The 13167-nt window shown below is 71.8% G+C and carries 11 protein-coding genes and 2 pseudogenes; 7 read left to right on the top strand and 6 right to left on the bottom strand.

Going from position 1 to position 13167, the window contains the following annotated elements; translation table 11 throughout:
* Nucleotides 1–39: 39 nt before the first annotated feature.
* From O1Q96_RS30435 to O1Q96_RS30450, 4 genes and pseudogenes are all read left to right on the top strand, one after another.
* Complete coding sequence (locus tag O1Q96_RS30435; protein ID WP_269251213.1) at nt 40–795, top strand: (Fe-S)-binding protein; 756 nt, start codon at nt 40–42, stop codon at nt 793–795.
* 52 nt (nt 796–847) lie between these two features.
* Nucleotides 848–2314, top strand: coding sequence for a LutB/LldF family L-lactate oxidation iron-sulfur protein (locus tag O1Q96_RS30440; RefSeq protein ID WP_269253781.1), 1467 nt, complete (start codon nt 848–850; stop codon nt 2312–2314).
* Entirely contained in the window at nt 2311–2958 is a 648-nt protein-coding gene (locus O1Q96_RS30445) for a LutC/YkgG family protein (protein ID WP_269251214.1), read from the top strand. The genes O1Q96_RS30440 and O1Q96_RS30445 overlap by 4 nt, the downstream gene beginning before the upstream one ends.
* 22 nt (nt 2959–2980) lie before the next feature.
* Nucleotides 2981–3181: pseudogene (locus O1Q96_RS30450) on the top strand (ATP-binding cassette domain-containing protein); the annotation flags it as partial.
* Here O1Q96_RS30450 and O1Q96_RS30455 read toward each other — a convergent pair.
* Nucleotides 3154–3396 (bottom strand): annotated as a pseudogene (locus tag O1Q96_RS30455) (ABC transporter permease); the annotation flags it as partial. The pseudogenes O1Q96_RS30450 and O1Q96_RS30455 sit on opposite strands and share 28 nt — an antisense overlap.
* A gap of 181 nt (nt 3397–3577) precedes the next feature.
* On the opposite strand from O1Q96_RS30455, the gene O1Q96_RS30460 reads away from it, so the two are divergent.
* Together O1Q96_RS30460 and O1Q96_RS30465 are read left to right on the top strand one after the other, a co-directional pair.
* On the top strand, nt 3578–4498 hold the full coding sequence (locus O1Q96_RS30460; protein ID WP_269251215.1) for a lytic polysaccharide monooxygenase: 921 nt from the start codon (nt 3578–3580) through the stop codon (nt 4496–4498).
* A gap of 92 nt (nt 4499–4590) precedes the next feature.
* Nucleotides 4591–5532 carry a squalene/phytoene synthase family protein gene (locus tag O1Q96_RS30465; RefSeq protein WP_269251216.1) on the top strand — a complete coding sequence of 314 codons (942 nt, stop codon included), beginning with the start codon at nt 4591–4593 and terminating at the stop codon, nt 5530–5532.
* A gap of 235 nt (nt 5533–5767) precedes the next feature.
* On the opposite strand, the gene O1Q96_RS30470 is transcribed toward O1Q96_RS30465, so the two are convergent.
* Both O1Q96_RS30470 and O1Q96_RS30475 read right to left on the bottom strand, forming a co-directional pair.
* The gene (locus O1Q96_RS30470; RefSeq protein WP_269251217.1) at nt 5768–7228 is read right to left on the bottom strand and encodes a DUF1996 domain-containing protein; all 1461 of its coding nucleotides are present in this window, start codon (nt 7226–7228) and stop codon (nt 5768–5770) included.
* A 280-nt stretch (nt 7229–7508) separates the two neighbouring features.
* The gene (locus O1Q96_RS30475) at nt 7509–8474 is read right to left on the bottom strand and encodes a pirin family protein (RefSeq protein WP_269251218.1); all 966 of its coding nucleotides are present in this window, start codon (nt 8472–8474) and stop codon (nt 7509–7511) included.
* Between the two features lie 229 nt (nt 8475–8703).
* Between O1Q96_RS30475 and O1Q96_RS30480 the strand changes: the two genes are divergently transcribed.
* Nucleotides 8704–9051, top strand: coding sequence for a tetratricopeptide repeat protein (locus O1Q96_RS30480; RefSeq protein ID WP_217453293.1), 348 nt, complete (start codon nt 8704–8706; stop codon nt 9049–9051).
* A 151-nt stretch (nt 9052–9202) separates the two neighbouring features.
* Here the strand turns inward: O1Q96_RS30480 and O1Q96_RS30485 are convergent, their stop codons facing one another.
* The 3 genes from O1Q96_RS30485 to O1Q96_RS30495 all read right to left on the bottom strand — a co-directional run bounded on the left by O1Q96_RS30485 (nt 9203) and on the right by O1Q96_RS30495 (nt 13143).
* Nucleotides 9203–10225 carry a hemolysin family protein gene (locus O1Q96_RS30485; RefSeq protein ID WP_269251219.1) on the bottom strand — a complete coding sequence of 341 codons (1023 nt, stop codon included), beginning with the start codon at nt 10223–10225 and terminating at the stop codon, nt 9203–9205.
* Nucleotides 10222–11526, bottom strand: a complete 1305-nt coding sequence (locus tag O1Q96_RS30490) for a hemolysin family protein (protein WP_269251220.1) — start codon at nt 11524–11526, stop codon at nt 10222–10224. Before O1Q96_RS30490 ends, O1Q96_RS30485 begins: the two co-directional genes overlap by 4 nt.
* A 207-nt stretch (nt 11527–11733) precedes the next feature.
* Complete coding sequence (locus tag O1Q96_RS30495) at nt 11734–13143, bottom strand: PepSY-associated TM helix domain-containing protein (RefSeq protein ID WP_269251221.1); 1410 nt, start codon at nt 13141–13143, stop codon at nt 11734–11736.
* Between the last annotated feature and the right edge of the window lie 24 nt (nt 13144–13167).

Here is a 13167-nt window from a genome sequence, read left to right on the forward strand (position 1 = left end):
ATCGTGCACTCATCCGATGACCGACCCCAAGGAGCTGCGATGCGTGTCGCCCTGTTCCTGACCTGTGTCAACGACACGCTCTATCCGGACACGGGCCGTGCCGTGGTGAAACTGCTGACCAGGCTGGGCGTCGACGTCGACTTCCCGATGGCGCAGACCTGCTGCGGGCAGGCGCACTACAACACCGGATACCGGCACGAGGCAGAACCGCTGGCCCGGCATTTCTCCGATGTCTTCGGTGGGTACGAGGCGATCGTGACCCCGTCCGGGTCGTGCGGCGCGATGGTGCGCGAGCTGTACCCGCGCATGGGCGAGCGGGCGCGCGCCGAGGGCCGCGGCGACAGCCTCGCCGCGACTCTCGCACCGGTCGTGCCCAAGACGTACGAGCTCACGGAGTTCCTGGTGGACGTGCTCGGGGTGACGGACGTGGGTGCGTACTACCCGCACAGCGTCACGTACCACCCGACCTGTCACGGCCTGCGCGGTCTGGGCCTCGGCGACCGGCCGCGCCGGCTGCTCCAGTCCGTGAAGGGCCTCGACCTGAAGGAGCTGCCCGGCGCGGACGAGTGCTGCGGCTTCGGCGGCACCTTCGCCCTCAAGAACTCCGACGTATCGGCGGCGATGGGCGCGGACAAGGTCCGCAACGCGGAGTCGACGGGCGCCGACGTTCTGTGCGCCGCCGACAACTCCTGCCTCATGCACATCGGCGGCACCATGACCCGGCTCAGGACGGGCATGCGCCCGGTGCACATCGCGGAGATCCTGGCGAGCACGGAGGAGGAGCCGGCGGCATGAACAGGGACTGCGGACAGGAGCCGGGCTCATGAGCGGTGGAACTTTCGTCGGGATGCCGGCCTTCCCGAAGGCGGCGCACGAAGCCGTCCACAACCAGACCCTGCGCGGGAACCTGCGCCACGCCACCCACACCATCCGCGCCAAGCGGGCGAACGCGGTCGCGGAGGTCTCCGACTGGGCCGCGCTGCGTGAGGCCGGCAAGCAGATCAAGGACCACACACTCCGTCATCTCGACCGGTACCTGGTGCAGTTGGAGGAGTCGGTCACGGCGGCGGGCGGCACCGTGCACTGGGCGGCCGACGCGGACGAGGCCAACCGGATCGTCACGTACCTCGTCAAGGCCACCGGCGAGAGCGAGGTCGTCAAGGTCAAGTCGATGGCCACGCAGGAGATCGGCCTCAACGAGGCGCTCGAAGCCGAGGGCATCCGCGCCTACGAGACCGATCTCGCCGAGCTGATCGTGCAGCTGGGCAAGGACCGGCCCTCCCACATCCTCGTCCCCGCCATCCACCGCAACCGTGGCGAGATCCGCGACATCTTCGCGCGCGAGATGGGCGCGTGGGGCCGCCCGGCGCCCGAGGGACTGACCGACACACCCGCGGAACTGGCCGACGCCGCGCGGCTGCACCTGCGCGAGAAGTTCCTGCGCGCCAAGGTCGGCATCTCCGGCGCCAACTTCATGGTCGCCGAGACCGGCACCCTGGTCGTCGTGGAGTCCGAGGGGAACGGCCGGATGTGCCTGACCCTGCCCGAGACACTGATCTCGGTCGTCGGCATCGAGAAGATCGTGCCGACCTGGCAGGACCTGGAGGTCTTCCTCCAGACCCTCCCCCGCTCCTCCACCGCCGAGCGCATGAACCCGTACACCTCCACCTGGACGGGCACGACGGACGCCGGGACGGCTGACGGCCCGCAGACCTTCCACCTGGTCCTCATCGACAACGGCCGCACCGACACCCTCGCCGACGAGGTCGGCCGCCAGGCCCTGCGCTGCATCCGCTGCTCGGCGTGTCTCAACGTCTGCCCGGTGTACGAGCGGGCCGGCGGCCACGCGTACGGGTCGGTCTACCCGGGCCCGATCGGCGCGATCCTCAGCCCTCAACTCCGCGGCACGCAGAGCGAGATCGACGCCTCGCTCCCGTACGCGTCGTCGCTGTGCGGCGCCTGCTACGACGTGTGCCCGGTGGCGATCGACATCCCGGAGGTACTGGTGCATCTGCGGGAGCGGATCGTCCAGGGCGGTCCCGTGACCCGCGAGGGCGCCAGGGTCATGGTCAAGCCCGCGAAGGGGCACGCCGCCGAGCGGGCGGCGATGCGCGCCGCGCGGTGGGCCTTCGGCCGCCCGGGCGCGCTGCGCACCGGCCAGCGGCTCGCGTCCCGGACGCGTCGCTTCCATCCACGGACGCTGCCCGGGCCGGGCAAGGCGTGGAGTGACACCCGTGCGCTGCCCGCGGTGCCCGCGGAGCCGTTCCGTGACTGGTGGCAGCGGACGAACGGCGGAAAGGACTCGTCGAAGTGAGCAGCAGGGACCTGATCCTGGCCCGGGTGCGACGCGCGCTCGCGGACGTGCCTCGGGACGACGCGCCGTACGACCGGGCCGTCGAGCGCGGGTACCTGCGCGAGCACGGGAACCGGAGCGTCGAGCAGACGGTGGATCTGCTGGCGGAGAACCTGGCGGACTACCGGGCGATCGTGCACCGCTGCTCGGCCGGCGAGCTGGCGGCGACGATCGCCCGGCTGCTGGCCGGGCGGGGCTCGGTGTCGGTCGCCGTACCGACGGGCCTGGATCCGGGGTGGCTCGCGGCCACCGACGTCACGCGGGTGCCCGACAGCGCCGCGAACACCCCGGCCGAACTGGACCGCGTCGACAGCGTGGTCACGGCCTGCGCCGTCGCCATCGCGGAGACGGGGACCATCGTGCTGGACGGGGGCCCGGACCAGGGCCGCCGCCGGATCACACTGGTCCCGGACCACCACATCTGCGTCGTACGCGTGCCCGGCCAGGTCGTGTCCTCCGTGCCCCAGGGGCTGGAGCGCGTCGACCCGGCCCGTCCGCTGACCTGGATCTCGGGGCCCTCCGCCACCAGTGACATCGAACTCGACCGCGTCGAGGGGGTGCACGGTCCGCGCACCCTGGAGGTGGTGCTGGTGAGCGGAGAGTGACCGACGCGGTAGGCGTGAGGTCATGATCCGGTTCGAAGAGGTCACCAAGCGGTATCCGCACGGTACGACCGCCGTGGACGGGCTCTCCTTCGAGGTGTCCGAGGGCGAACTCGTCACGCTCGTGGGCCCGTCCGGCTGCGGCAGGACGACGACCATGATGATGGTCAACCGCCTCATCGAGCCGACCTCCGGCCGGATCCTGCTGGACGGCGAGGACATCGCGAGGAGCAGCGAGAGCACGGCCGGCGACGGGATCGTGCAGAGGACCGTCGTGACGGCGAGCACCGGACCCGCCGCCCAGCCCCAGCGGCGCGCCAGTACGGCCGGCGGGAGGGCGAGGACCAGACCGATGAGGACGTTGAGGGCCGTCAGCCGGAGGTGCCGGCCGACCGCGTCGAGGAGGATCTCGCGGCGGGTGCTCAGACACGCGCCGCAGATCCACTCGTTGCGCGCGAGGCAGTCGTCCGGGGGCGCGGTGACGGGTCCATTCCAGCGGGGCGGGCGGCCGGCGGCGCGTAGTGACGGCCCGTACGGGGGGAGTTGAACGGTCTTCGTGCCTCCCCCGTACTTCCTGGGCAGCGGGCCCGACCCGTCTGCCGTGCCAGGAGGAGTTCCGCCCATGACCGCACACCGCACCGCCGCCCTCGCCGGGCTGGCCCCGCTCCTGCTCGCGGTGTGGGCCGCCGGGCCCGCCGCCGCGCACGGGGCGCCGACGGATCCGGTCAGCAGGGTGGCGGCCTGCTCCCCCGGCGGGCAGCAGGCGCAGTCGGCGGTCTGCCGGGCCGCCACCGCCTCCGGCGTCGCCGCGTTCGACAACCTGCGGCTGGCGGGCGTCGACGGCCGGGACCGGCAGGTCGTCCCCGACGGCAAGCTGTGCAGCGCGGGCATCGCGGCCTACCGGGGCCTGGACCTGGCCCGCGCCGACTGGCCTGCGACCCGGCTGAGCGCCGGGGCGGACCTGACGCTCACCTACCGGTCGACGATCCCGCACACGGGCACGTTCAAGCTGTACCTGACGAAGGAGGGCTACGACCCGGCCGCACCGCTCAAGTGGTCCGACCTGGCGTCGCAGCCCTTCGCGACGGCCACCGACCCCGCGCTCGTGAACGGCGCCTACCGGATCAGGGGCAAGCTGCCGTCCGACCGCACCGGACGCCACCTGCTGTACACGATCTGGCAGAACTCGAGCACGCCGGACACGTACTACTCGTGCTCGGACGTCGTCTTCCCCGGGGCGAAGGAGAACGCGGGGGCCGCCGGTTCCACGACTCCGAAGCCGGTGGAGCGGCCGACGAGGTCCGCCGCGGCACGGACCACGGCGGCTCCCACCCCCACCCCCACGCCCTCGAAGGCTCCGGACGACGTCGCCGTCACACCCGTGCAGCCGTCGGAGACGGTGACCAGCGCCCCTGGTGAGGCGGTCTCCTCCCCCACCTCGGGGAACGGCAGCCAGGCCCTGGCCCTGCCCCTCATCGCGGGCGGCGCGGCGGGACTCCTGATCACGGCGGGCGCCGCGTTCACCCTCCGCAGGCGGCGGTGACGGCGAGGACCTGCCGTCCTTGGAAGATCACGTGACTGATAGCCTGCGCGTCGCTTTGGTTGTGAAAAGTGGCTGTCTCAGGGGAGATATACGTGCGGACCTGGCGGAGGAGCCTGGAAGCGGCCGAGGTGCGCCAGGGCGTGTTGCGTGACGACTACACAAAGGTCGCGCGGTTCATGTGGCGGCGGGAGCCGGCCGGATATCTGGCGGTGCGCCTGATGGTGCCCGTCGCCCATCAGCCCCATGCGCTCGCCGGTTACGCGTTCGCGGCGTTCACCGACGACATCTGCGACCGGGGCACGGTCCTGGAGCGCACCCGGCGCTACGACGCGTGGGACGCACAGGTGCGCACCGCGCTGGACTCGGGAAGCGCCGGGCATCCGCTGCTGCGGGCGTTCCTGCACACCGCGGCCACCCGGGAGCTGCCGCGCCGATGGGTCGACTCGTACCTGGACGGCGCGCGGATCGACCTCGACTTCGCCGGCTTCGCCACCGAGGCCGACTACCAGCGGTACGTGGAGCAGCTCACCTGGCCGTTCCTGATGATCACCTCTGGTCTGGCCCACCAGGGCGGGGGCAGCGCCGAGTTCGCCGCGGCCTGCCGCCTGTTCGCCGACGCGGCCCAGCGGACGGACATCCTGACCGACCTGTCCGAGGACCTGCGCGGCGGGCGCCTGTACCTGCCCGTCAGCGATCTCGACCGGTACGGCATCGCGCGCGCGGATCTCGAACAGGGGCGCGACCTGCCCGGCGTACGCGCGCTGATCGCGGCCACCGCCCAGACCGCGCGTGCCACGCTCCGCGAGGCCGGCGTGCTGCTGGAGCACTGCCCCGCCGAGCACCGGCGGCTGATGCGTTTCGTGCTGGACCTGCACCATCAGCGGCTGGAGTCGGTGGCGGCCCGAGGTGCCTCGGTGGCCCGGCGCCCCGTGCGGGACCGTCCCGTGGCGTGTCTGCGCCTGCTGGCCCGGCGGTCGACGGGCGGCCACCGGGACGAGTTCACCGGCGCGCCCGGCAGCGCTTCCGTCCGATAGCTGCCGGGCGGAGGGCGGGGCGCATCGCCCCCGGACACAGCCATCCCCCTCGACCGGTCCGGCCGAGGGGGATGACGGAGACTTCTCACAGCGACAGCGCCACCTGCGGGACTCGCGCAGCAGGCGGCGGCCGTCGGCCGTTGCCCCTCACCTCACCGGAGCTGGGCCCGGTGGAGGCGTTGAGGCGCTCGGGCGGCCGCCGTCCGAGGTGCTGACGCCGGCCGCCCTCGGGGACTCAGCTGCACCTGCGACCCGTGTTGATGCACTGGACCATCTTGTTCGTCACCCGCGCGTCGAAGACGTTGATGAAGTCACCGTGGTCGGTGCCGGGCTTGTGCGCCTGCTCCGGGAAGCCGTCCAGCGCGAAGAGCGGACGGGTCTTGCCGTTGTCCTTCAGGCTGGGCGCGTCGACGTCGTAGACCAGGCGCTGCACCAGCTGCGGGATGGCCCGGAAGCCGCTCGGGCAGTTGCCGCCCGCGTCGGCGAAGGCCACGTGCGTGCGGTGGTTGGCGCTGTCGATGTTCTTACCGTCCCAGCAGCTCTGGAACTTGAAGGTGCGCACCACGTCCTTGCCTGCCGGGCAGAGCGGGTACTTGTCCTTGAGCTGGACCTTGTTCTCGAAGCCCGTGCAGCTCCAGGAGGCGTTGGCGTTGGCCGTGCCGTTGGTGAACGCCTTGGCGTCACCGGTGATGATGCGCAGGAACTTGGGCATCGCCACGACCTTGCCGCGCGGGCTGCCCACGAAGTCCAGCGTGGCCTTCTTGGCCGTCAGGATGCGGCCCGTGTTGCCCTCGGCGCCGCCGCCCAGCTTGTCGGCGTCGAACTCCTTGGTGCCGTCCTGCAGGCGCAGCACCGGCCAGTAGTAGGAGGACTTGTCGCCCTTGTTCTGACAGCTCGTCCCGGCCTTGGCGAAGTCCTGGTCGCTGGAGAAGGCGTCGTTGTCCTGGTTGCCGACGTAGTCGTGCACGTGGTGGGCGCCGTTGGTGACACCGGGCGCGACGATGACGTTGTCGCTGTTGTAGAGCTTGTTGGCGTTCACCCCGCACTTGCTGACGAAGACGCCCTTCGAGGCCTTCTTCGACCTGGCCGGCGTGCTCACGTTCGCCTTGACCTTGGTGATGTCGACGAAGTCGGCGGCGACGGGGCCGTTGCCGGCCTGTCCGGCGTTGGTGTTGTTGCCGCCCTGGTTGCCGTTGCCGCCTGCGGGCTGGCCGGCGGCGGGCTGGTTGCCGGTGGCGCGCAGCGTGCAGGGCGCCAGGGCGTCCAGACCCTGCGGCTTGGCGGCCACGCGGCCGATGGCGGTGGCGATCCGGTCGATCGTCGCCTTCCGCTTGTCCTTCAGCGGGCCGACGATCGCGTTCTGCGCGAAGTTGGCGTCCTGCTGGATCGCCCTCTGCGACGTGGAAAGACGCTGGTAGGCCTCGGAGATCTGCTTGTCGAGCAGGGCGAGTTCCCGGTCGACCTGAGTGCGGGCCTGGGCGGGAACGTCCTTCAGCTGCTGCCCGACGTCGGGACAGTCGATGGTGGAGGATCCGGCCGCCGCCTGGTTCTGCGCGGTGCCCTTGGACGTACCGCTCTCGTCGGCCGAGGCGTAGATGTTGGCAACAGCCAGCCCGCCGGCTCCCAGGGCGAGTGCGGCGACCGCGCCTACCGTCCGACCGGCAGTCCTCGATCTCTTGCGCGTGTTGCGTCTCATGAGGCCTCTCTAAACATCTTCGGAGCCGGCAGGACTTCCGCTGTGGGCGTAGCTCCCTTCCATACGGATGCGCCCACAGGATGTTCACCGAATTCACAGATTCGTAGGTTTCTCTAGACACAAAAGGGGCATTGGCCGCACTTGGCTGAGCAGTGGGCGGCTGCGACACGCTCGAAGAAATGCCGACGATGCATCAGAAAGGCCCGGGGCGGGGCGGCTTCGGACCGAACAGAACTGCCCGCACACGGCCGGGTCCGGCCGTGTGCGGGCAGCGTTCAGGTCAACGCACCCTTCCGCGCGGCTTCAACGGCAGGGGCGGGAGTTCGGGAGCGGGCAGCGGACCGCCGTCGTAACCCTTCACCTCGCCGAAGCGGGAGCCCTCCATCCAGCCCCGCCGGGCCTCCTCGATCTCCTCCTGGGACCGCCCGATGAAGTTCCACCACATGATCAGCTCCTCCTCGAACGGCTCGCCGCCGAGGAGCATCAGGCCGGCGTCCGACTCCGCCCGCAGGGGCAGTTCGGAGCGGCCGCAGCCCAGGTAGAGCATGGAGCCGGGCAGCAGCGGCACACCGTCCACGTGGACCTCGCCGGACATGGACAGCACGGCGTACTCGAAGTCCGGCTCCAACGGCAGGCGTACGTCGGCACCTTGACCGAGCGTCAGATCGGCCCCGACGATCGGCGTGTACGTCGTCCCGGGTGAGACCGCCCCGTCGACGCCGCCCAGGATGAGCGTGGCCCGCAGGCCCGGGGCCGTCACGACGGGCAGCTCGCTGTGGTGTTCGAAACGCGGCTCGGTGTGGCGGTCGCTGTCGGGCAGCGCGACCCACAGCTGCGCGCCGTGCAGGAAACGGGCGTGCGGCCTGGGGCTCTCCTCCGAGTGGCTGATGGCCCGGCCGGAGGTCATCAGGCCCAGCTCACGGGGGCGGATCGCCTGCAGGCTGCCCGTGGAGTCGCGGTGCAGCACCTCCCCCTCGTGCAGCCAGCTGACGGTCTGCAGGCCCATGTGCGGATGCGGCGGGACCTGCATGCCGGGCTCGTCGGCGATGTCGTCGGGACCGTAGTGATCGACGAAGCACCAGGCGCCCACCATGCGTCGGCCCAGATTGGGCAGCAGACGGCGGACTTCGCTGGACTCGCCGAGCTTGACGCGGCGGGGGCTGAGGAGTTCACGCACCGGTTCGGCCACCACGAAACCCCGGCCGCCGCACGGAGCGGGAACCGCCTCGCGATCAAGATTGCTCATGGCGGACAACCTAGCCCCGCGGAGGAGGGTCCGTCAGGCCGTCCCCGCGCCCGTCGGCGGTCACCCGGCCGGGAACCGGCGCAGGCGCCCCGGAACCCGCTCGGCCGTCGCCCCAGGGCGTCGGCTTCCCTCACACACTCACTCACTCGACGCGCACCCCCGCCACCACCCGCCAGTCGTGGAATATTCAACGAATGAGGGCGGTTCTGCCCGTCGAAGGAGGTCAGACGTGGACACGACGTACTACGACCACGGAACGGCCGCGGAGCGCTGGGAGCGCGCCCGGATGTTCTTCGACGCCAAGGACTACGCCGCCTCGGCGCGCGTTCTCGACGGCCTGGTCGAGGAGGTGCCCGAGCAGGTGGGGCCCCGCCTGCTGCTGGCCCGCGCGTACTACCACTCGGCCCAACTGGGCCGGGCGGAAGCACACTTGCGTGAGCTCGTCGAGCGTGACCCGGTGGAGCACTACGCCCGCCTCATGCTCGGCCGCACCCTGCAGCGCCAGGGCCGCGGCGACGAGGCCGAACCCCACCTGCGGCTCGCCTCGGCCCTCACGGGGGATTTCGACTCGCTGTGAGCGGCTGAGGGCCGGACGGGGGCCGTCTCCCGAGGTGGCGAAGGCCGCTGCCGTCCCCGCGTCGCGGGAGACCGGTCCCGGCCACGGGCCGACGAACCGGAGCCGGACAGGGGCCGGGGCCGCCGCGACAGGCGGGACCCCGGCCCCTCGCCTACACCGCCGCCCGGGGCTCCATCAGGTGGGCCAGCAGGTCGTCGAGGCTCACCAGGCCGGTCAGCCGGCCGTCCGCGTCACGGACCACGGCCAGTGAGGCCCTGTGCTGTCTGAGCTGGTCGACGGCGTGCGCGAGCGTGTCGTCGGGGGCGAGCTCCGGTACCGGCCGGGCCAGGTCGCGGGCGCTCGCGGTGCGGCCCCGGGAGCGGGCGATGAGCGCGTCACGGGCGTGCACCGAACCGAGGACCGTGCCGCCGTCCCGCACGAGCAGCCTGGTCCGGTTGCTGTCGCCCGAGGCCCGCAGCACCGCTTCGACGGCGTCCTCGGGGGCCACCGACGCGATCCGTTCCGCGGGCACCTGGAGGTCGCGGACCGGCTGCTGGGGTGCGGTCAGCGAACTGGTGATGAGCCGGGAGTCCTCCCCGCTGATCAGGCCGAGCCGCTCCGACTCGGCCACGAGGTGCGTGAGCTGCTCCCGGTCGTGGACGGACGCCAGCTCGTCGCGCGGGGTGACCTTGCAGAGCCGCACCAGCGCGTTGCTCACCCGGTTGAGCAGCGAGATCAACGGCCGTACGACCCGGATCACGGCCCTGAAGGACGGTGTGAGCAGCATGGCGGAGCGCTCGGGATGGGCGATGGCCCAGGACTTGGGCGCCATCTCGCCGAGCACCATGTGCAGGAACACGACGACGACCATCGCGAGGGCGAAGGAGACGCCGTAGCTCAGTCCGCTCGGCAGTCCCAGCCGTTGCAGCAGCGGGTCGAGTTCGTGCGACACGGCGGGCTTGGACACCGAACCGAGGCCCAGCGTGCAGATGGTGATGCCGAGCTGGGCGCCGGCGAGCATCAGGGACAGCTCGCGCATCCCGGCCAGTGCGGCCTTGGCGCCTCGCTGTCCGGCCGCCGCGGCCTGTTCAAGCCGGTGCCGCTTGGCGGCCACCAGAGCGAACTCCGCGGCGACGAAGAACCCGCTGCCGACGAGCAGCAGCACGGTCACGAAGAGGGCCATGGGGAAGCTCATGCGGGGTCCTCCCCGAGTGCGAGGCGCACCCGTTCCGGCACGTGCCGGTCCAGGGCCCGTACGTCGATCACCGCTCGGCCGCCCGCGGGCAGTTCGACGACGATCCGGTCGCCGATGGCCGGGAAGCGCCCGAGGCGGTCCACGACGAGGCCCGCCACGGTGTCGTAGTCGTCCTCCTCGGGCAGCTCGACGCCGGTGGCCTCGGCGACCTCGTCCAGCCGTCGCCCGGCGTCCACGATCCAGCCGTCGCCGTCGGCGACGGCCACCTCGGTCACGGTGTCGGACTCGTCGGCGATGTCGCCGACGAGTTCCTCGGCGATGTCCTCGTACGTCACGATGCCGGCCACGCCGCCGTGTTCGTCGAGCACGACGGCGAACTCGTCGTCCCGCTCCCGCATCCTGGCCACCGCGTCCGGCAGGGGCAGCGTGTCCGGGAGAACCAGGGGAACACGGGCCAGTTCACGCGCTCTGGCGTTGTCCTGGGCGCGCGTCAGCTCGCGTACGCCGAGGACGCCCGTCATGTCGTCCGGGTGGTCGCCGAGGACCGGGTAGTTGGAGTGCCCGTGCACGGCGATCAGCTCGATCGCCTCGGCGGCCGTGGCGTCCCCGCGGACGAACACCGCGTCCGCGCGCGGCACCATCACCTCGTCCAGCGTCCGCTCGGAGAACTCCAGGACGTGGTCGAGCAGGTCCGCGGTCTCGCGTGGCAACTGCCCCTGCTCGTGGGACTCGCCGATGAGGTGGCCGAGCTCCTCCAGGGTCGCGCCGTGGTGCAGTTCCTCGACCGGTTCGATGCCGACCCGGCGCAGCAGCCGGTTCGCGGCGCCGTCGAAGAGGCGTACGACAGGGCCGACGGCCTTGAGATACACGATGGTGGAGCCGGCCAGCGACTTGGCGAGGCGCTCCGGCACGGCGAGGGCCAGGTTCTTCGGGGCCAGCTCGCCGAGGACCATCTGCAGGACGGTCGCCGTGACGAAGGCGAGGACCACGGAGATGCCGGTGACCGCCCCGTCCGGGATGCCCATGCCGGTGAGGACGGGCCTGAGCAGCGCGGACACGGAGGGCTCGGCGAGAAAGCCGACGACCAGGCCGGTCACGGTGATGCCGAGCTGGGCGCCCGACAGCATGAAGGACAGCCGCTCCAAAACCGTCAGGGCGCGGGCGGCCCGGCGGTCGCCCGCCGCGGCCTCGCGCGCGAGGGCGAGCCGGTCGGCGGCGACGTACGCGAACTCCTGGGCGACGAAGTAGCCGGTGCCGGCCGTGAGCAGGAGGACGGCCAGCAGGCCGAGAGCGGCACTCACCGGGCACCACCCCGCCGTGTGCCGCGTTCAGGAGAGAAGGGGCGGGGTGGTCCGGGACTGTGTCCCGGGGGGTCCGTCGGTCTGGCGGACAAGAAGGGGCTCCTCGGGGTCGTTCTGTCCTGGAGGAACGATTCTCGTCGTCCGCCGGTTCCCCTGCCACCGGCGGACCGCCCGGCCCGGGCCCATCGGCGGCAGGCCCGCCACCGGCTACTTCACGGCCTCCTTGGACGGCCCGTAGGTGCGCTTGCCACGGCGGTACGCGATCTCGCCCAGGACCACGTCCACCGCGATGAAGGCCGCCAGCGAGATGCCGAGGAGCGGGACGAAGTACCCGAGGACGGCGATGCCCGCCATCAGCGGGACGAGGACGTGCGCGGGGACCTGCTGCCAGGCGCCGCGCGGTACGGGACGGCCGAAGGCCGAGGCGCGGCCCCGCTGCCACCACATGCGGTAGCCCCACAGGATCAGCAGGATCAGGCTGAGGGCGAGCGCCATCAGTACCAGCTGATTGACGATGCCGAAGAGGACGCCGGTGTGCGCGTCGATGCCCCAGCGGGTGAGCTTCGCCAGCACCGGGTAGTCGGCGAAGCGCACGGTGTCGGCCACCTCGCCGGTCGTCGGGTCGACCGCGACCGCGTCCTGCTTGGTGGGCCAGCTGCGCTGGACCTGCCTGACGACGTAGGCCGACGAGGCGTCGGCGGGCGGGACGATCTCCACCGGGTCGCCCAGGCCCTTCGCGCGCGCGGCGGCCAGCACCTTGTCGAGGCCGACGCCGTGCTCGACACCGCCCTCTGCCGCACCGGCTCCGTGGCCGGAGTGCTCGCCGCCCGTGGCGGCCGACACCGACGGGGTCGCCTGCCGGAGGGAGGTGCGCAGCTCGTCGATGTTCGCTCCGGCGTACGTCGACCAGGTCAGGCCTGTCGCGGAGAGGAAGAGGAAGCCGAGGGCGGCCCAGACGCCGACCGTGCCGTGCAGGCCGAGCGTGCGGCGGCGGCCGCTGGTTCCGCGTATCTTGCGCTGCGTGCGACGGCGGCCGAACCAGAGCACCAGGCCGCCGGCCGCGATGACCCACAGCCAGCTGGCGGCGAGCTCGCTGTAGAGCCGCCCGTTGTCGCCGAGCTTCAGGTTCGCGTGGAACTCGTCGATCCACGTGCGGAGCGGCAGGGCTCCGGTGGATCCGTACTGTTCGAGCGCGCCGCGGACCTTGGCGGTGTACGGGTCGACGAACACGGCGAGGGTGTGGGTCTCGCCGATGCCGGAGACGCCGGACAGCATCACCCTGGTGGTCTCGTCGTCCTCGGGCGACGGGCGCACGGCGGAGACCGTGCCCTCCGGGTGGGCCTTGCGGGCGGCGGCGACCTGCTCGGAGACCGGCAGCTTCTCGTCGCCCACCGGGACGGTCATCTCGTGCGAGTACAGGATCTTCTCGGCCTGGAACGACGCCGCGTACAGGAATCCGGTCGTGGCGGCGACCAGCAGGAACGGGGCGACGAGCACTCCGGCGTAGAAGTGCAGCCGAAGCACCAGCGGGCGCAGCGGCGCCCAGGCGCCGCGTCCGGTGGCGGGGGTGACGGGTCGCGTGGACTCGTCCGTCTCGGTCGTGGGAGCGATGGACATCGGCTGGCTTCTCCGGTCGGGCAG

Origin of the sequence: Streptomyces aurantiacus (assembly GCF_027107535.1) — a bacterium.
Classification (GTDB): Bacteria; Actinomycetota; Actinomycetes; order Streptomycetales; family Streptomycetaceae; genus Streptomyces.